The following is a 19,044-nucleotide window of genomic DNA, read 5'->3' on the forward strand; positions in this document are numbered from 1 at the left end:
GATGGGAGATGGCGGCCGGAACCGGCGCTCAGGCCAGCGCGGAAGCCCCTGTCCTTATCGTCGCGCTGGCCAAGCGCTATGGCGGTATAGACACGCGTGTGACCGCGATGGCCCGTGCCTTCACGCAGGCTGGACGACGGTGCTGCGTGGCCGCGACAGCGGGCGCGCCCCTGTGTGCGGCGCTCACCAAGGCTGGCCTGCCGGTCGCAGCTTCGCCCTATGCCCCGCGGGACATGCGGAACATCCGCTGGCTTGCCGATCTGGCCCGCAGCATGGGAGCGGGCGTCATGGACGCGCACAATCCTCAATCCTATTTCATGGGAATGACCGCCGCCGCTCTCGCCCGCATTCCCGGCCGCCTCTGCACCATTCACCTGAATTTCCGGACCTTCGCGTCGGGCCGGCTGAAAGCTGCCGGGCTGGATGCGTTGGTGCGCTTTTCCAGCCGCCTCGGGGCCGATTTTCTGACCGTCTCCAATGACGGGGCCGACTATCTGGAGCAGATTGGAATTCCCCGCTCCCGGATCACCGTCACGACAAACGCCCTCGAGGTTCCGGTGGGGCAGGGGACCGACCTGCGCCAGGCATTCGGATTCGCCGCAGACGACTTCTTGGTCGTGGTTCCGGCACGGCTGGAACCGCAGAAGGGGCATCGATATCTGCTGGACGCTCTACGGATGGCGAGGGCCAGCGGGCGTCCGATCAGGTGCCTGTTGGCCGGCGATGGCGCCGAACGTCCCTCTCTGGAACGGATGGTCCGGGAGGCCGGTCTAGAGGAGCAGGTAATGTTCCTGGGCTTCCGGGAGGATGCGGTGGAGTTGATCCGGGGGGCCGACCTGATGTGTCTCCCCTCCGTGCTCGAGGGACTGCCTTATGCAGCCCTGGAAGCGGCATCGGTGGGGACCCCGCTACTGCTGACCAGTGTCGGCGGAATTCCCGATCATTTCCAGCATGGGGTGACTGCACGGCTGGTCGATGCACGCGATCCGGAAGGCCTTGCCCGCGAACTGCACTGGTGCGCCGTTCATCGGCAGGAGCTTGATCAGCAGGCGCAGGCCGCGCGCTGCATGGTCGCCAGGGACTTCGGGGTCGATAAGATGATGCGGGAAATCCGCTCCGGATATGCGCAGGCCATGGCGCGCAGCGCCCTGAGGGCCTGATCGGCGTAACCGTCCAGTTCCACGAGGCCGCCTCCAAGTCCGCACGACTTGCCCACTGAGCAGATTGCGGGAGCTCCAACTGTTTCTCGCCGAGACATTGTTTCGGCACTGCGCAATCGATACTGAATATGCAGCAGCGGCTGGCAAGTCAAAAGCAAAAGAGGATAGATAACTACCGAAGATAACCCGCGGGGACAACCGCGAAATCCTCCTTCCGTGCCGCAGTCGCAGAAGGAACCTAATCCGGTTGGGCGATCTAAGCAGAAATAAAAAGCCAGAATGGGATTTTGCGGCTTGGGCAGCCTTTGATATGCGTTCAGATGTGGCGCTCCTCTACACATTGTATGCAGGAACTATCTCAAATAAAGATAATACCCGAAATTATTTGGATGTGACATTGCGCGGCTCATCCGAAATGCGCGACCTCCGCCCTGATCAGGAATGTCATCCTCCTTCCGTCTAGGTGTCCGCCGGTGAAGAAAACCGTATAAATATGCATCGTCTCTAGGCAGTACCCGTAAAATAAAAATGAAACATGATCTTCGGATGCGGCCGCGCGTCCGAAGACGAGAAGATTCTCGCCTGATCGACCGGAGAGCCGACAGTCGCCCATGGTCGGGATGCTCCATCCTGGGAGGCCAATGAAATGAGCGAAATACAGGATGCCGCCGTTCTGGCGGACTCGAAGGATAGCCGTGAGTCCGGTCATTCGAATTACCGTCTGATGAAACGACCCACAGAGCTTCTCATTATTTTCCTCATACTTCCGGGCTGGCTGATCGCAATGGCGGTCATAGCTTTGCTGATCAAATTGGACTCGCCCCGCGAACCCGTATTCTTTTTACAGGAGAGAACAGGGCGGCATGGCAAGCGGTTCAGAATGTTAAAGTTCCGCACTATGGTCCAGGATGCCGGCCGCAAGTATGAACAGTACGCGCATTTGAATGTGCGCAAATGGCCTGAGGTGAAGATACCCAATGATCCGAGGGTCACGCGCATTGGGAAAATACTTCGCCCTCTACATCTAGATGAGCTTCCGCAGATCTGGAACGTAATCCGGGGTGAGATGTCGCTGGTCGGCCCCAGGCCGTCGTCCTGGCAGCCCGACCAGCTCAACGACCTCCAGAAGATCCGTCTTTCGGTGCCTCCAGGGATTACTGGTCCATGGCAGTTGGCGCAGACCGAAACGACCTACTTCGAGGAGCGAGCGCAAATGGATGTGGAGTATATACGCAATATGTCTTTGTTCGGCGATGTTATGCTGGTAGGAAGAACCTTCTGGTGCCTTTTGAGTGGCCGGTTCAATTGCTGAACCGGAGTACGCATACCCATAAATATATGCTGATTGACTACCCGCTTGCAGAGTCATTCTGCAAGCGGGGCGGCGGTTCAGGATTGGTGAGGTTTCATGGCAGGTGCGGGACGTCTGGCCGAGACGGCTCTTTTCAGCGGCATCGGAGTATTCTGCATCGTGGCACTGGGGACGGATCTTCCGCCTGCGCTGGTGCTGGGTCTTCCGTTTGTCTGCGCGGCGACGCTGCTTCTCTTGCAGCGGATCGAATGGTGCCTGGCCGTTCTCGCCTTTGTGATCTACACGAACCTCGCGGATGTCCTGCTTGCCCGCTACGGCATTCCGTCCGTGACCAAGCTGTTGTTCGGGGTCGTGATCGCAGCCGTGATCCTGCGCTGGTCCTTGGGACATCAGAAGCTGCATTTGCCGGTACTGGCGATCCTTCTTGTCCTGATCTATGGCGTCCTGCGCATCGTCTCCTCCCTGTACGCCATGGACAGCGGGGCCGCGCTCGAGGACGGCATGGCCTATTTCAAGGAGGCGATGATCGGCCTTCTCTTCGCCACGCTGGTCGTCGATGCCGCCGCATTCCGGGGAGTGCTGTGGGCGGCCCTCGCCGGCGGCGGGCTGGTGGCGGCGCTCAGCACCTATCAGGTGGTCACCGGTAACTACGATATGGAATTCGGCGGTCTCGCCAAGGCGGGCCTGCATCAGATCGTCGGGGAACTGGACAGCTACCGCATCACCGGCCCGCTGACCGATCCGAACTTCTATGCGCAGACACTAGTGGCGTTGGTGCCGGTCGCCGTCAACCGCATCGCCGGCGAGCGGACGCCGATGCTCAAGTTCCTGGCTGCCCTCGTGGCCGGCGTCCTGGTGACGGCGATCGTCTTCAGCTATTCGCGCGGGGCTTTGCTGGCGCTTCTCTGCGTAGCGGCGGCAATGGCGCTGGTCTGGCGTCCGAAGCCGCGCCACATCCTGGCCGCGGCTGCAGTGGGTTGCATGATGCTGCCCTTCGTGCCGGCCAGCTATTACGACCGCATCGCCGCCGTGGAAACGACGCTGGACAGCGACAGCCGTGGCAGTGACGGCTCCATCCAGGGGCGCATGGCCCAGTTCCAGGTCGGTCTGGCGATGGTCGGCAACCATCCCATTACTGGCGTAGGGGCCGGCAACTACCCGGTCAACTTCGAGCAATACACAAATCTTCTTCAGGTCGAGAACCGCCGCGAGGAGCGGGAGGCGCACAGCCTTTACCTAGAAGTGCTGGCAGAGTTGGGCGTCGTGGGGTTCGTCGTCTTCTGCGCCCTCCTGCTCAGCCTCGCAGTATCGATCTACACCGGTGTCCGCACGCTCGACGGGGCCGGATGCAGAGATACCGCCAATCTGGGCCGGGCTCTCGGATTTGGATTGATGGGCTATGGCATTGCCGCGGTTTGGCTGCACAGCGCATGGCCGGAATATTTCTGGCTGCTCGCGGGGCTTGCGTGGGCGCTCCCCATCGTTGCGCGGACGGAAGCCGGCATGGCGCGGACTGGGCAGACAGGCGTTCAGCAGGAAGGATGAGGCAATGACGGACATGTTTCCAGTTGCACGGGACGGCAGCCGTGCCATGGCGATGCCTGCCGGACAATCCTTGATGCAGATCACGGACTCCGCCTCGCTGGTACGCGATCTCGCCCGTGTGCTGCGGAAGCGGGCTTTCACGATTATCACGCTCGTGATCGTGACCATGGGCCTGACAGGGATCGTGTCGCTCTCCATAACCCCGACCTATGAGGCGAATGGCAGCCTCTTCGCCGGGTTCGGGCGCGAATATGTGTACCGCGCGGAATTCGGCCAGCAATCCTGGGCGCCCTTCCGGTCCGCCGAGCTGCTGAATTCCGAACTGGAAATCCTCAATGGCCGGTCGTTGAAGGAAGAGGTCGTGGCCAAGATGGGGGCGCACACCATCTACCCTGACCTTGCCCCCGAAGAGCCGGGAACCGCGACCGGGTTCTCCGCAGTCGTGGGCGGAGTTGTGAAGTCCCTGAAAGGGCTGCTGAGGGAGGAGAAGGACCCGTCCATATCTGGGATCAGCCGGGCGCAGGTGGTGCGGGATACGGCCGTGCGCGAGATGATGAAGGATCTGCGGATCAGGAGCCCGAAGGACTCCAACGTCATTCATATCGCTTTCCGGCACCCGGACCCCGTCATCGCGGCGGCCGTCATCGCCAATCTGATCGACGCCTATTTCAACCAGCGGCTCAGCCTTTTCAAGGATAGCCGGGGGGAGGTGATCAAGGCGGAGGCTGCGCGCCATCAGCAGGCCCTGGATCAGGCGCGGGACGAGTTGGAGCGCTACAAGGCCGCGAACGGGATCAGCGATCTCGACGCGCAGGTCCAGAACGGAGTCCGCCGGGAGAGTGAAATATCAACCGCCATCCAGATGCTGAAGACCGAAATCGACGTTCTGCAGGAACGCGCCGCGTCCTTGAGAAACCCCGGCAAGTCGCTCGATGGCGGGCTTGCGAATTCTCCGCTCGTCGATCCAGAAGCGCTCCGCGCCGCTTCGGTGCAGATGCTGCAATTGCAGCTCCAGGAGCAGGAGTTGCTCGCGTCCGTCGGCCCGCGCAATCCCCAACTGGTTCGGGTGCAGCAATCCATGGCGGCGGTGCGGGACTTCCTGGAAACTCAACGGCAGGCCGAACTCGCCCGGGTTGGTGCGGAACTGCGCGCCAAGAAAACCCATATCGGCGCGCTGCAGCAGTCGCAGAAGGAAATCCAGGAGCAGTTGCTGGTGCTGAACGCGCATGCCGGCGTCCTCGCCAGGCTGCGCTTGACCGTCGACCAGAGCGCCAGGAACCTGGAGACCTTCGCGCAGAAGACCAGCGAAGTCAGCCTGGAAGGCGCATTGAATGAGCGCCGGCTGATGAGCGTGCGCATTCTGGAGCAGCCGAGCACGCCGCTGAAGCGCGTGGATATGTCGACCGGGATGCGCGTCGGCATCGCGGGCTTCGCCGCTATGCTCTTCTCCATCGTCCTGGCCGCCTTCCTGGACCGGCGTTCCGGTGGCGGGCAAAGCATGGGGGTGGCCTATGCGGCCCGCCCCCATGCCGCGGAACCGCTGGAGGCGCGCACGCAGGCGGGGGACCGTCTCGACGCTCCAGGCCGGATAACGGACATTGAGGAGCCGTCGAAGACCCGGTTGTCCAGAAAGTAGGTCCGGCCGGTCCGGATCGCTGCTGCCGGTCGGCATGCCCAAGGGGGAAGGCGGATGAAGGTTCTGATGATGATCCACGGTCTGCCCACGGGCGGTGCGGAGCGCAACATGCTGAGCCTGTTGCCGCGCCTGTCCGCCCTGGACGTCGACCTCCGCCTGTGCACGCTCAACGGGCGGCGGGATGGGCCGCTGGCGGATGCGCTGGGCTTGATGGGCATTCCCCGCCACGATCTCGGGGCCCGTAGCCTGACCGATGTTCAGGCGCTGGGCCGGTTGGGCCGGTTTCTGCGGGATGAGCGGTTCGATCTGGTCCACGCCCAGGACCCCTACAGCGCCATGATGGCGGGTGCCGTCGGCGCCGTCCGGCAGGTGCGCATCGTCATGACGCGCCACGTCCTGGACGAACCGGCCGGAACCGTTGCGGCCGCCGCCCGCCGGCAGCTTCTCCATGCCAGCGTCCGGCACCTGTTCAGCCGGGTCATCGCGGTGTCCGAATGCGTGCGCCAGCGTTTTGCCGAGATCGCCAGGGTCTCTCTCGACCGGATCGACACCGTATTCAACGGGATCGATGTGGCGGGTTTCGCATCCGGTGCGGTCCGGGCCGAGATGCGCAGGAAGCTGGGCCTTGCCGCCACCGACAAGGTGCTGGTGATGGTGGCCGTGATGCGCGGCGGCAAGGGACATGAAGTGCTGTTCGACGCCGCGGCCCGCCTCTCGCCCCAGGTCCCGGACCTCAAGGTCCTGCTGGTCGGCGACGGTCCGGATGCGCCGGCGTTGCGCGCCTTGGCAGCACCGCTCGGCGACCGTATCCGGTTCCTGGGAACCAGGAGCGACGTGCCGGACATCCTGGCCGCCAGCGACATTCTGGTGCTGCCCTCCTGGAGCGAGGCGCTGCCCAACGTGCTGCTGGAAGCGGGGGCGGCGGGACTGCCCTCCATTGCCACCCGGGTCGGGGGCATCGGGGAAATCCTGGAACATGGTCGTACCGGCTTCCTTATCGAGCCGGGCGACGCGGCGGCACTGGCAAGCTACGCCGGCAGGCTCGTGACGGAACAGGACCTTGCCAGAGCGATGGGGGAGGCCGCCCGCCAACGGATCGAAGCCGTCTTCTCCCTTGACCAGCAGGCACGCCACACGCGCGCCGTCTATGAACGCACTCTGGAGGGCCGCCGATGAGCGCGGAAGAGAGCGGATTGCTCACCCGTGCGGCCCCGCTCATGGAGCCGATGCCCGCCGGGCACCGGGAAACAAGGGCCGGCAGGCTGTACCGGCAACTCTGGCGCCTGGGCCTGTTCGACAGGCTGATCCGGGCACAGCCCGACCGTCTCACGGTGCTTCTCTACCATCGGATCGCTGATCCGGAGGCGGTAGCCCGCAACGGTTTTGCGGAGAATGTCAGCGCCACGCCGGAGCGGTTCGATGAGCAGGTCCGGTATCTGAAGACGCATTTCAACCTGATCACCGCTTCGCATCTTGCCGATGCCATGGCCGGCAGGGCGGAACTGCCGCCGCGTGCAGCGCTGATCACCTTCGACGACGGGTATCGCGACAATCACGACATCGCCATGCCGATCCTGCGCCGCCATGGGGCGCCGGCCCTGCTGTGCGTGGCGGCAGGCTGCGTCGGCTCCAACCGGCCCTTCTTCTGGGATCTCGCGGGCTACTGCTTCGCGCATAGCACCCGGTCCGTGGCCGACCTTCCGATCCTGGGGGAGCGCAGTCTGGGCGGAACCGACCGCGAACGCGCCCTGCACGACTGGGTGCATGCCGCGAAACGCTTGCCGGAATCGGACAAGCGCGCAGCCCTGGCCCGGTTGCCGGACGCCCTTGGCGTCGCCGTTCCGCCGGATGCCTTTGCGGACAGCCATGTCACATGGTCCCAGATTGCCCGCATGCAGGAGTACGGGTTCGAGATCGGGGCGCATACGATCACGCATCCCATCCTCTCCCAGGTGCCGCCGGACCGCGCGCGCAACGAAATACGGCGCAGCCGTACCATTCTTGAACGTCGGCTGGGGTCTCCCGTCCGTGGCTTCGCCTATCCGAACGGCTCCGCCCGCGACTTCGGGGATGAGCATGAACGCATGGTGGCGGAGGCCGGGTTCGAGATGGCCTTCACCACCGTGGAAGGTCCGGCCTGGAGGAAGGAGGCATTCCGGTCTCGCTTCCGCATCCGCCGGATCAACGTCGCCCAATCCGATACGCTGGCCAGGTTCGCCGCGAAAGTCAGCGGCATGGCCCAGCTTCCGATCCGGCTGCGGGCGATACTGACCGGAGCTAAGGGATTGGCAGGGTGAGCACGATTGGTTCCAGAACGGTGATGGGGCTGACCTGGGCCTATTTCGCCTATGGCGGCGACAAGGCCCTGTCGCTTGTCACCATCGCCGTGCTTGCTCGGGTGCTGGTGCCGGAGGATTTCGGCATCATCGCCGCCGGGACTCTTTTCATCGGCTTTGTCGACGCCCTGCGCGACGTCGGCATCAAAGATGCGCTGACCTACAAGGGGGATGAAAAGGCCAGCCTTGCGGATACGGCCTTCATCCTGTCAGCGGCCATTGGCCTCTCGCAGATGGTGGCGGCACTGCTGTTGGCGCCGTTTGCACAAACCTTCTCCGACGACCCGCGGCTTTCCGACCTGATCATGGTGATGGCGCCCATCTTCCTGATCAACAGCATGGCCAGTACCCATGATGCGCTACTGCATCGTCAGCTCAAATTCCGCGTCTGCTACAGCGTGGACTTCATGGCTGCGACCGTGCGGACCGGGGTGGTGATTCTCTGTGTGCTGGCGGACTTCGGTATCTGGAGCTTCCCGGCTGGCATGCTCACCAGTGCGGTGGTACGGGCAGCGGGACGCTGGGCGGTGCTGCCCTGGCGGCCGTCCTGGCGCTTCGATGCAGATGACGCCAGGCTTTTGATGCGCTTCGGCTTGCATGTCTGGGCAGCGTCCCTGATCGCGCCGATCCTGTTTCGAATGGACCAGCTATCGATCCTGAGCTTCCCGGGGGAAGCGATGCTCGCCGTCTATGTGGTGGCCCTGCGCCTGCCAGATGTGATCCTGGGCAGCCTTGGCGTCGTAGTCAGCCGCATCATGTTCCCTGTGTTCGTCCGCATCCGGGAGGATGGGAACGAGTTCAAGGACCATCTGCTGGCGACCGCAAGGCGGATGGTCATGGCCTCCGCCCCTATCGGGGTAGGGCTGGCCCTGGTGGCGCCGATCGTGCTTCCCTTGGCCTTCGGAGACAAATGGGGGCCGGCCATCCCGGTTATGCAGATCCTTGCCCTGGCGTTGACGTTGGACACAATTCCCTGGGCCTTTGGGGACGCGTTCAAGGCTGTGGGGCGGCCAGGGCTGGCCACGCTGCTCTTAATTGTGGAAGCGTGCTACATGGTGCCGGCCATATGGTCGGTCACATATCTCTTCCAGGATGTGACCGCGACGGCAGCAGTTGTCCTGGCCTGCTCTGCCGTTACGGCCGTGCTCCGGATCGCGGTTGCCTGCAGTACCCTGGATATCAAGGTCCGGCAGGTATGGGTGGCCTTCCAGGGCACGGCGCTGGCGGCCGGCTTTATGGCCGTCTGCGTGTTGGGCTGGCAGCATATGGCCGGGTCGCTGCCGGTTCCCGTGGTCCTGGCCGGTTCGGTCACAGTGGGGGCGGTGGCCTATATCCTGTCGATCTGGCTGGTCGACCGGCACGAGGCCCGGCACATCATCCAGACCATTCTGTCCGCTTGGCAGAGGACGCCGCGCCCTGATCCTATCCGGGAGCCGGCGCCATGAGGATCGTCCTGGTGGAGCCCAACGGCACCGGCGGTCTGGCGCACTTCGCGCACCAGCTCTGTACGGCGCTGGCGGCGGCCGGCGCAGATGTGGTGCTGATCACCTCCTGCAATTATGAACTAGCGCAAGCGCCGCGGAATTTCCAGCTGGAGCCCTGCATGCGGCTCTGGTCCATTCATGAGGATCGGCCGCCGACCGCCGGTCTCCTCGGGAAGGCGTTGCGCCGGATACGCCGGGTCCGGCGCGCGCTGCGGTTCGCCCGGGTCTGGCAGGAGCTGGTCGCCCGCATCCGCGCGCTGGAGCCTGACGTGGCAATGTTCAGCATCATCCATTTCCCGTTCCAATGGATTTATCTGGATCAGCTCCGCCGTGCCGGCATCCGCATGACCCAAATCTGCCATGAGTTCGAGGCGCGGGACAGCCGGCGCTCCGTGCCGGCAGACTGGCTCAGGGTGCGAATGTTCCGCCGCGTCTATGGCAACTTCTCTGCCATCATGTTCCTGTCCCAGGATACGAGATCGGCCTTCCTGGCCCAATATCCGGAAGTCCGGGTTTCAACCCCCGTGATGCCGCATGGAACCCAGGATCTGTTCAGCGCCGACCCGGACTGCATCGACCGCCTGCGGCAGAGCTATGGCATCGGAAAAGCCGACCGTGTCGTGCTGTTCTTCGGCACTCTGCGTCCGAGCAAGGGCGTTCCCGAGCTGATCGAAGCCTTTGCCATGCTGCCCGATCGGACACGGACCAGACTCCTGATCGCGGGATATCCAAACAAGCACATGGACACGGACGAGCTGCGCCGGCGGATCGAGCGGCTCGGCCTCGGCGGGGAGGTGGTACTGGATCTGCGATATCTGCCGAATGAGGAGATCGGGTCCCTCATCAGCCTCGGCGATGTCGTGGCGTTTCCGTACCGGAACGCCACGCAGAGCGGCGTGCTGTATCTCGCCTACGCCTTCTCCCGGCCGATCGTCGCCACGCAGGTCGGCGGCCTTGCGGAGGATCTGGAGGACGGAGTCACCGGGCTCGGCGTTCCCGCGGGCGACACCGCCGCCTTGTCTGCTGCCATCGCCCGCCTTCTCGACGACCGGGAGTTAGCCGCCCGGCTGGGAGCCGCAGGCCACGACAAGGCGCGGGCGCGGAACTCATGGAGCCAGATCGCCCGGACGGTGCTCGACATCCATGCTCCCCTGGTCGGGCGGGGCCATCCCTAGGCGGCCAAATGCCACCGCCCGAACCGTCGCGGCAACGCTATAGAGAAGGCGCTTGCACGTAGTACAGGGACGAATGGATGGCACTGGTCGGGTATGCGCGGGTATCGACGGAGGATCAGGCGACTCTCAGCCAGTTGGATGAGTTGAAGGCAGCGGGCTGTGACGAGATTTTCGAGGAAAGGGCCTCGGGCGGGAACAGGGCGCGTCCGGAGCTGGCGCGGGCCATGGCGCGCATCAGGCGCGGCGACATCCTGGTGGTGGCCCGCATCGACCGTCTGGCCCGGTCGCTGTCGCACCTGCTGGAGGTGATCGAGCGGCTGGAGGCGGCGGGCGCGCACTTCAAATCGCTGCGGGACCCGATCGACACCTCCACGCCGCAGGGCAAATTCGCCCTTCAGGTCCTTGGCGCCGCGGCCGAGTTGGAGCGGGCCCTCATCCGGGAGCGCACCCTGGCGGGCCTGAGGGCGGCGCGGGCCCGGGGCAGAGTAGGGGGAAATCCCGCACTCCTTCGGCGCGATCCGGAAGCGCTTCGCGAACTGGCCGCCATCCGTGACCGGCAGTACATGGATGGGCTTCTGGCCGGCATGGATATCTGGATGCCGAAGGTGCGGGCGCTGCGCCCGGCCAATTCCTGGGACAAGGTGGCGAAGGCGCTGGGCACGCTGGGATCGCCGGGCCAGCCCTGGACGGCCGACCGGCTGTCCAGGGCCGTCCGCCGGCTGGTTGCGGAGGGGCTGGCCGACCCGGCGCTGGTCGGGCCGGCTCCGCGCAAGCCGCCCAAGGACGATGTGCTGCTTGTCGTGGCGGGGATCAGGGGAGCCGACCCGAAGATCAGCCTGCGGGCCATCGCCGCCCGGCTGGAGGAGATGCGCATCCGCACGCCGCGGCAGGGCACGCGCTGGTCGGCCTCCTCGGTCAAGGCTCTGCTGGACCGGGCTGAGCGGATGGGGCTCGTCGCCCCGCCCGCGCGCCCGGCGGCTTGAAGCCGGGCTGGGGCGGTTCATTGTCAGCCGGCCTTGCGATCCGGCAGTTCACCAAGAGCCGCAGCGAGGTCCGCCCCATTGTAGGGCTTGCGCAGCAGGATGGCGGGAGCGCCGCCGATTGCGGGGGCGGTGCTGTCGCCGGTGGCGAAGATCACGGCGATGCCCGGATCGGTTTCCCGGACCTTCCGCGCCAAATCCGTACCGGACATGCCGGGCAGGCCCATGTCGACGACCAGCAGATCGAACCGGCCGGCTTGCAGCAAGGGAATGGCTGTTTCGGCCGACGGGGCGTCCGCCACCTCATGCCCAAGATCGGCAAGCAGCTCGCAGGTGCTGGCCCGGATCAGATCGTCATCCTCGACCAGCAGAACCTTGAGCGGCCGCGGCGAGATTACCTTTGTCGGGTTTGGGCGGGGAGCCGTTAGAGCCTTTGCCCCGGCTTGGTTCCGTTGCTCCTGGTTTGCCAGAACGTGACGGACTTTCCGCGCCAAGCCCTCCCGCGAGTAGGGCTTGGCCAGTAGTTCCACGCCCGGGTCCAACCGCCCCCCATGGACGATGGCGTTTTCCGTATAGCCGGAGGTGAAGAGCACGGCGATGTTGGGCAGGCGTTGGCGGGCCTTGCGGGCCAGATCCGGGCTGCGCAGCGGGCCCGGCATGACCACGTCGGTAAACAGCAGGTCGATGGGGAGGCCGCTTTCAATGACGCCCAGGGCGCTCGCCGCATCCTTGGCCCGCAGGACCCGGTAGCCAAGTTCCGTCAGCAAGGCGACGGCGGTTTCCCGCACATCCTCGTCATCTTCCACCACCAGGATGGTTTCGGCTCCGCCGCGGATCGGAACGGCAGCCGTTTCGACCAGCACATCCTCTGCTTCCAGGACGCGCGGAAGATACAGCTTAACGGTAGTTCCCTCCCCTACCTCGCTGTAGATGCTGATGTGTCCGCCGGACTGCTTGACGAAGCCATACACCATCGAGAGGCCGAGGCCGGAGCCCTTGCCCTCCGCCTTGGTGGTGAAGAAGGGCTCGAAGACCCGCTCCAGCACGTCGGGCGGGATGCCGGTTCCAGTGTCGGTCACGGCCAGCATGACGTACTGGCCTGCCTTCACATCCTTCTGCAGGCGCGCATACTCCGCATCCAGCACGGCGTTGCTGGCCTCAATGGTCAGCCGACCGTGCCCATCCATCGCGTCGCGAGCGTTGATGGCCAGGTTCAGGATCGCGTTCTCGACTTGGCCGGGATCGATCAGCGTGTTCCACAGGCCGCCTTCGATGATCGTCTCGATCTCCACCGCCGCGCCCAGCGCGCGCCGGAGCATGTCGTCCATGTCCTTCACGAACCGGCCGATATTCACCACCTTCGGCTCCAGCGCCTGCCGCCGACCGAAGGCGAGGAGTTGGGAGGCCAGCTTCGACCCGCGGGCAACGCCGGCAAGCGCGTTCCGGACCCGCATCTCGGCCCGCGCATTGCCGGCGACATCCCGCGCCAGCAGCTCCAGATTCCCGCTGACCACCTGCAGGAGATTGTTGAAGTCGTGCGCGATGCCGCCGGTGAGCTGGCCGACCGCCTCCATCTTCTGCGACTGGCGCAGTGCCGTCTCCGCCTGCATCAGGCGGGCCTGGTCGCGTAGCCGCTCGGTGACGTCGACCGCATATTGGAAGGCGCCGACGATTGCGCCCCGGCTGTCGCGCAACGTATTGAAGCGGAGCTCGTAGCAGGGGCGGGCGCGCGCCTCCTCCCCGAACTCCTCAACGACCGTAAAAGTCTCCCCGTGCAATGCCCGCGCCCATATGGCTTGCACGGCTGCCCGGTGCCGCGGCTGCTCCGCCAGGAGGGCGCGCAGGTCTGCGCCTGGATAGGGGCGGACGCCGTAAATCCGTTCGAACTCGTCTGCATAGGCCCTGTTGAGCGCCAGGAACCGGAACTCCCTATCCACTACGCCGATCAGCGCGTCGCTGGTTTCGAAGATTTCCGCCCAGATCCGGCGTTCCGCCAGCGCCTCGGCGACGCGTTGCTCCAATGTTTCGTTCAGGCGGGTGAGCGCATCCTCGGCAGCCTTACGGTCGTCGATGTCGCTGTTGTTACCGAGCCAGCCTGTCACTCGCCCGGTTTCGTCGCGCAATGGCTGCGCACGAATGACGAACCAGCGGTAGGCGCCGTCAAGGCGGCGCAGCCGCGCCTCCAGTTCGTACAGCACGCCGCGGGCGCGTGAACTCTCCCAGATCGCCGCCAGTCGGTCCGCATCATCGGGATGGATGACATCGGCCCAGCCCATGGGCAGCGCCGTCTCCGGCGTCTGTCCTGTATATTCGTACCAGTAGGGATTTAGGTAGCTCAGCGAGCCGTCGGGATTGCCGAACCAGATGATCGCCGGTGCCAGTTCGGTCAGTTGACGGAATCTGGTCTCGCTGCGCTTCAGCAGTTCCTGGCTCTGCTCCAGCGCGGCCTCGGCCGCTTTGCGGGCCGTGATCTCCAGGAACAGCACGGCGAACTGGTCGGGGCCGGTCTGCCGTGCCCTGGCCTCGTACCAGCGGTCCTGCAGGGCGGGAACATGCACCTCGAACTGGGCCGGGCAGCCTGTATCGACGACGCGGGCATAATCTTCGATCAATTGATCCTGGATACCGGGGATCACCTCCCGGACCGGTCGCCCCACCGCTTGCTGGATCGGCACGCCTGTCAGCATTTCGAAGGCGGGATTCGCCTCCAGGAAGCGGAAATCCCGCATCCTGCCCTGATCGTCCCGGATCGCCTCGCCGACGAAAAAGCCTTCGTGCATGCGTTCGAACAGGCCGCGCCAGCGTGCCTCGCTGGCGCGTAGCGCCTGTTCCGCACGTCCGCGCTCGATCAGTTCGCGGGTACGTTCCGCGACCTCCTCCATCAGCAGCACTTCGTCCGGCGTCCAGGTCCGCGGCGGACGCTGGTTGAGATAGACAATGGTGCGCAGCCGACCGGCCTTGACCAACGGCACGACCAGCACGGCACGGGTGTCCACCTCGGCCGAGGTCCGCAGGGCGGGTTGATCGTCGGTCAGCGGATGCGAGCGCACATCGTCCATGACCACTGTCTGCCCGGCGCGCAGGCGGTCGATGACGCGGTATCCGAAGGCGCTCGCGGCGAAGGTGCCGAGCAGCGGAGGGACGGTGCCGTCGGTCCAACAGATGTCGTATTCAATCAGATCCGCCGCTTCGTCGACGTGACCGTAGCCGACCCGGTCGACCTGGAAGTGGGCGCCAAGCATGGCGCTGACCTTCCGCAGGATTTCGGGCGTGTCCTCCTGCCCGCGCAGAAGATCGGTAAGCTCCAGCAGGAATGCCTGTCGGCTCTCGCTCATCCGGGCGGTGGCGCGATGGCGTTGCTCCGCGGTGCGGTCGCGCAGGATTTTCAGGAATCCGATCTGCTCGCCTGAGGTCTCGTCTTCGAGCCGCATCATCTGGCCCGATCCGTAGAAGCGAGTTCCGTCCCGCCGCATGTGCCAGCGCTCATCCTCTGCCCGGCCCTGTGAGCGGACGGTTTCCATCTCGCTGGCGCAGGCGGCCTGGGCTCGGTCCTCAGGCGTGAAGATGATTTCTATGTGGTTTCCGGCCGCTTCGGCTTCCTGCCATCCCATGATAGCTGCCGCGCCGACATTCCAGCTGGTGATGATCCCGCGCAGGTCCGTGGTGATGATCGCGACATCTGTCGCGCTGTCGAGAACAAGGCGCGCGATCCTGTCGTGCGCTGGATGTAAAGCTCCGTTCCTGGACACCAACGCCGACCTACCCCAAGGAGAGCGTCCGCTTTCGCCGCTCGCTGTCTTCGCCATCAGCGGCGCGCGCAAGGCGCGGAGCCGCGCGCCCTTGTAACGGGGTTTGCTGCGGTCGACAATGATGCAGCACGGAAGAGGCCGGAATGCCGGGCGGATGCTGCCCGTTGTCGCCCCGCGGCGGAAGCGCCTCTAGCGCAGTCTGGCGGTTCCCTGGGCAAGCAGGCATAAATCTTCCGCCAGGATGGCCCTTGCGCGCGCGACGCGCCCGTTCAGACAGGCGACTGAGACGCCCTGGTAATCCGCCGCATTGCGATAGCTCAACCTGTCCACCGTCACCAGGATCAGCGCCTCTCGAAGTTCCGGCGGCAGGTCCGCCATTGCCTTGCGGAGCGCGCCGACCTGGGGATCGGTCGAGATGCCGTCTTCACACCCCATCCCGGAAGCCATCTCATTGTGACCGGCTTGGTTGCCTGCCTGCGGTCCGCCGGTCCGAATGATACTGCGAATCCATTTCACGGAGTTGATCAGCCCGCCCGGCAGGTACGACCGTCCAGCCGCGATTTTTGCGGTGATCCGGAACACGCGGCTGCCCAAGTTTCTTTCAAAAAGCTTCAAGCCCGCAGAATCCGGCAGCCAGGAAGCGGGATGGCGTCGTCCCACTTCACTACTCGCTTCCTCCGGAAAATCATTCGCGTTCACAGTATTAGACTTGGCTGGTTTCCAAACCGGCCCGGCATCGGGTTGCTCTGTACATGAACCTGTTAAAGTCATGGTACGTCGCCTCCCGCTCGAGGATTATGAAGGCGCTCGATTTCGCCCTGGCAGCATGGCGCTGCTATTAACTTTTCATGCCCCGCTACTCAGAGAAATACATGAGTTTTCGGCCGCGGAAATGGGCCATGAAAGGGCTATAGCGACTTTTCCAGGAAATACTCCTGTGGAGCGCAGCAGCGTGCTCTTCTCCCATTTCGGGAGGGTGGTCGAGGGAGGCGGCTCCCCTACCCTTCGCAGGGCGGGGAAGCCGCCTCCCGCCTCGATCCGGAACCCGTCAGGCAGTGCCCCGGACCTCGAATCCCGCCTCCTCGACCGCTTGCCGGACCGCTTGTTTGTCCGCGGTTCCTTCCACGATAACTTCGCCGGTCTTCAGGTCGACCAGCGCACGCTCGACCAGAGGCAGGGCTTCGATGGCGCGTGTAACGGACCGTGCGCAGCCCCCGCAGGTCATTCCGGATACCTGAAGCTTCATCATATCCTCTCCTCGACTAAGGCGTCGCCCGCCTGCGCGGCGAACGGCATCGGCGGGAAGATGGGGGTTCCAGTCGCTGGAAGGTCAAGGGGCGGGCTGCCGGATTCGCAGCCGCGGTTCTGCCGGCCGGTCCGGGACCATGCAGAAAGCCGGGATAAAGATTAGGTCGGAAGTGACATGGAACGCCTCACGCCTGTTGGCGTGACGAATGGGCGGATTCCCGCCTGCCGTCCGCCCGTGTTTCACGGCAACAGCAACGAAGCAGGAAGCGTGCAATGAGCGACCAGATCGACCTGTCGAACTACAAGCTCGTCTTCAACGAGGAGTTCGACAGTCTCCGGCTTCTCGGCACCGACGGCGGCCTCTGGAAAACGACGGAATATTGGGGCAGCCGCTCCTTGGATGGGAATGGCGAACGCCAGCTCTATGTCGATCCCGGCTACAAGAACCTGGGGCTGAACCCATTCCGCACCGATGATGGGGTTCTGACGATCCGGGCGGAAAAGGCTCCGCGCGACCTGAAGCCGCTGATCGAGAACAAGGACTACACATCGGGCCTGATCTCGTCCGAGCAGGCCTTCTCGATGCAGTACGGCTATTTCGAGATGCGGGCCCAGCTGCCGGAAGGAAAGGGCCTCTGGTCCTGCTTCTGGATGATGGGGTTGGACGGGGAATGGCCGCCGGAAATGGACGTGGTCGAAGTGCTGGGCCATGAGCCGGACAAGCTTCGCGGCACCTACCACTACATCGATGAAGAGGGGAAGCGCGTCACCGAGTACGCCGCCGTCAGCAAGGGGCAGTTCGACAGTTCCGATGGCTTCCACACCTATGGCGTGGACTGGCAGGAGGACAAGGTCGTCTGGTACTTCGACGGGGTGAAGATCGGGGAGACCGACAATCAGGTCTTCAACCAGCCCATGTACATGATCGCGAACCTGACGGTCGGCGGTTTCTGGCCGGGGCGGCCGGATGCGAACACGAAGTTCCCGGCGGACATGCAGATCGACTACATCCGCGCCTACCACAAGCCGCTCGATCAGCCCGTGGAAGGCGTGCCGTTGGACTGGACGCCTGTCGACATGAATGTCTTTGCACCCGTGTCTGGCGAGGGCGCTACGGTCGCGGCCACTTGGGACTATAGTTTGGCGCCTACCGAGACCGCGGCGATCCTGTCTGGTGAGAAGACCCGCTTTCTCACCGGCAACGACCAGGCCAATTATCTCGCCGGGTCGGATGCGCCTTATAACGAAATCCTTGGCGGCGGCGGTCATGACACGCTGTACGGGGGGCTTGGCGCGGACATGTTCATCATCCGCGACGGCGACGGCAGCGACACCATCCTCGACCTTTCGAACAGTGTCGGGAACACTGACAAGATCCGGCTGGAAGGTTTCCACTTCCGTCATTTCGAGGAGGTCCAGGCCTGGCTCAACCAGGCGGGGACGGATGTCGTGCTGCGCCTGGATGAGGATCAGGCGCTGCTCATGAAGGACACGACCATCGCCGAGCTGACGCCGGAGATGTTCGTATTCACCGACCCGGTCGAAGGGCCGATAGGCGGCCCTGTGATGGCGGACGGACCGCAAACGCCTGTTCCCGCCCTGCCTGGGATTTCCCTCGGCACCACGGAGGCGGAAATTCTGGCGCTTGCAGGAGGTTACGCCGCCGAGAGCCGGAGCCAGTCCTCAGGCGGCGGCAATATCAAGGTGACGGGCAGCGGGGAGGCCGAAGGCGCATTCTCCGGCCCGGCAGGCACCTACACGCTGAGCATCGGCTTCCTGAACGAGGCTGACGGCGCTTCCGGTCTGGATCTCCGGATCAACGGGGAGACGGTCCAGTCCTGGGTGGGAACCGGCGGGAGCGATGCGCTGGACGTACGGAGCGTGCAGGCCGCGCTGAACCCCGGCGACGTCGTGACCATCGCAGGCACCCAGGAGGGGTGGGAACATGCCCGCGTCGACTGGCTGAAGATCGAAGAGATCGCTCCCCCCAATGTCGGGCTCGTGGGCGCCGCCGGAACGCCCGGATGGGACGGGCTGGGGTGATCGCATCCGATTTCTGAATTTTTCCTAATCCTTACCAGTAGGACGAACCGCCGCCGCCGGCCCTGCCGACGGCGGCATACTTATGTCTGCCCGGCGTCAGGTATCCGGTAGGATCTCCAGCGCTGGGCCAGCGGGCAACGCGGATCGCAAATCCCTGTGGTCTGGCAGCTACGGCCAAGCGCCAAGAGGGAAATCACGCGATTCCGATTGTGGTAAAGCTGTGATCGGAATGGGTTCAGGCGCTTTATTGCTAACTCGGAAGTGGCTGACCTACCCGTCAGATTTTCCATGCGAAATCAGCATGTTAGCTGGATAGCGGATGGCGGCGCCATCGGCGCTGCCGCTGTGACACATCCGGCGTTCAGCGGGCGGTCGC

The 19,044-nt window shown here is 64.4% G+C and carries 13 protein-coding genes; 10 read left to right on the forward strand and 3 right to left on the reverse strand.

Translation table 11 applies throughout. The features are described from left to right. Positions 1–8 precede the first annotated feature (8 nt). From DOL89_RS17855 to DOL89_RS17900, 9 genes are all read left to right on the forward strand, one after another. A complete protein-coding gene (locus tag DOL89_RS17855) occupies positions 9–1,160 on the forward strand; it encodes a glycosyltransferase family 4 protein (protein WP_119680731.1) in 1,152 nt (383 codons plus the stop codon). A 646-nt stretch (positions 1,161–1,806) separates the two neighbouring features. Next, positions 1,807–2,472, forward strand: a complete 666-nt coding sequence (locus tag DOL89_RS17865) for a sugar transferase (RefSeq protein WP_119680733.1) — start codon at positions 1,807–1,809, stop codon at positions 2,470–2,472. A gap of 96 nt (positions 2,473–2,568) precedes the next feature. Then, the gene (locus tag DOL89_RS17870; RefSeq protein ID WP_119680734.1) at positions 2,569–4,017 is read left to right on the forward strand and encodes an O-antigen ligase family protein; all 1,449 of its coding nucleotides are present in this window, start codon (positions 2,569–2,571) and stop codon (positions 4,015–4,017) included. 4 nt (positions 4,018–4,021) lie between these two features. Next, a complete protein-coding gene (locus tag DOL89_RS17875; protein WP_162937647.1) occupies positions 4,022–5,653 on the forward strand; it encodes a GumC family protein in 1,632 nt (543 codons plus the stop codon). A 54-nt stretch (positions 5,654–5,707) separates the two neighbouring features. Then, a complete protein-coding gene (locus tag DOL89_RS17880; protein ID WP_119680736.1) occupies positions 5,708–6,829 on the forward strand; it encodes a glycosyltransferase family 4 protein in 1,122 nt (373 codons plus the stop codon). Continuing rightward, positions 6,826–7,950, forward strand: coding sequence for a polysaccharide deacetylase family protein (locus DOL89_RS17885; protein ID WP_119680737.1), 1,125 nt, complete (start codon positions 6,826–6,828; stop codon positions 7,948–7,950). The genes DOL89_RS17880 and DOL89_RS17885 overlap by 4 nt, the downstream gene beginning before the upstream one ends. After that, positions 7,947–9,434, forward strand: coding sequence for a lipopolysaccharide biosynthesis protein (locus DOL89_RS17890; protein ID WP_162937648.1), 1,488 nt, complete (start codon positions 7,947–7,949; stop codon positions 9,432–9,434). The genes DOL89_RS17885 and DOL89_RS17890 overlap by 4 nt, the downstream gene beginning before the upstream one ends. Beyond that, the gene (locus DOL89_RS17895; RefSeq protein ID WP_119680739.1) at positions 9,431–10,648 is read left to right on the forward strand and encodes a glycosyltransferase family 4 protein; all 1,218 of its coding nucleotides are present in this window, start codon (positions 9,431–9,433) and stop codon (positions 10,646–10,648) included. The genes DOL89_RS17890 and DOL89_RS17895 overlap by 4 nt, the downstream gene beginning before the upstream one ends. Before the next feature lie 77 nt (positions 10,649–10,725). After that, entirely contained in the window at positions 10,726–11,631 is a 906-nt protein-coding gene (locus tag DOL89_RS17900) for a recombinase family protein (RefSeq protein ID WP_119680740.1), read from the forward strand. A 23-nt stretch (positions 11,632–11,654) separates the two neighbouring features. Here the strand turns inward: DOL89_RS17900 and DOL89_RS17905 are convergent, their stop codons facing one another. The 3 genes from DOL89_RS17905 to DOL89_RS17915 form a co-directional block, all read right to left on the reverse strand. After that, positions 11,655–15,377 carry a PAS domain S-box protein gene (locus DOL89_RS17905; RefSeq protein ID WP_162937649.1) on the reverse strand — a complete coding sequence of 1,241 codons (3,723 nt, stop codon included), beginning with the start codon at positions 15,375–15,377 and terminating at the stop codon, positions 11,655–11,657. A gap of 189 nt (positions 15,378–15,566) precedes the next feature. Next, positions 15,567–15,992, reverse strand: a complete 426-nt coding sequence (locus tag DOL89_RS17910; RefSeq protein WP_162937650.1) for a sigma factor-like helix-turn-helix DNA-binding protein — start codon at positions 15,990–15,992, stop codon at positions 15,567–15,569. A gap of 433 nt (positions 15,993–16,425) precedes the next feature. Continuing rightward, positions 16,426–16,626 carry a heavy-metal-associated domain-containing protein gene (locus DOL89_RS17915; protein ID WP_119680743.1) on the reverse strand — a complete coding sequence of 67 codons (201 nt, stop codon included), beginning with the start codon at positions 16,624–16,626 and terminating at the stop codon, positions 16,426–16,428. A gap of 272 nt (positions 16,627–16,898) precedes the next feature. Here DOL89_RS17915 and DOL89_RS17920 point away from each other — a divergent pair, with 272 nt between their 5' ends. After that, entirely contained in the window at positions 16,899–18,668 is a 1,770-nt protein-coding gene (locus DOL89_RS17920) for a family 16 glycosylhydrolase (protein WP_119680744.1), read from the forward strand. The last annotated feature ends 376 nt before the right edge of the window (positions 18,669–19,044 follow it).

Origin of the sequence: Indioceanicola profundi (genome assembly GCF_003568845.1) — a bacterium.
Lineage (GTDB): Bacteria > Pseudomonadota > Alphaproteobacteria > Azospirillales > Azospirillaceae > Indioceanicola > Indioceanicola profundi.

Excerpts from the sequence above, each read along its gene's own strand:
- DOL89_RS17880 (WP_119680736.1), top strand. The coding sequence starts at position 5,708 with ATGAAGGTTCTGATGATGATCCACGGTCTGCCCACGGGCGGTGCGGAG.
- DOL89_RS17915 (WP_119680743.1), bottom strand. The coding sequence starts at position 16,626 with ATGATGAAGCTTCAGGTATCCGGAATGACCTGCGGGGGCTGCGCACGG.
- DOL89_RS17875 (WP_162937647.1), top strand. The coding sequence starts at position 4,022 with ATGACGGACATGTTTCCAGTTGCACGGGACGGCAGCCGTGCCATGGCG.
- DOL89_RS17920 (WP_119680744.1), top strand. The coding sequence starts at position 16,899 with ATGAGCGACCAGATCGACCTGTCGAACTACAAGCTCGTCTTCAACGAG.
- DOL89_RS17865 (WP_119680733.1), top strand. The coding sequence starts at position 1,807 with ATGAGCGAAATACAGGATGCCGCCGTTCTGGCGGACTCGAAGGATAGC.
- DOL89_RS17900 (WP_119680740.1), top strand. The coding sequence starts at position 10,726 with ATGGCACTGGTCGGGTATGCGCGGGTATCGACGGAGGATCAGGCGACT.
- DOL89_RS17870 (WP_119680734.1), top strand. The coding sequence starts at position 2,569 with ATGGCAGGTGCGGGACGTCTGGCCGAGACGGCTCTTTTCAGCGGCATC.
- DOL89_RS17885 (WP_119680737.1), top strand. The coding sequence starts at position 6,826 with ATGAGCGCGGAAGAGAGCGGATTGCTCACCCGTGCGGCCCCGCTCATG.
- DOL89_RS17895 (WP_119680739.1), top strand. The coding sequence starts at position 9,431 with ATGAGGATCGTCCTGGTGGAGCCCAACGGCACCGGCGGTCTGGCGCAC.
- DOL89_RS17855 (WP_119680731.1), top strand. The coding sequence starts at position 9 with ATGGCGGCCGGAACCGGCGCTCAGGCCAGCGCGGAAGCCCCTGTCCTT.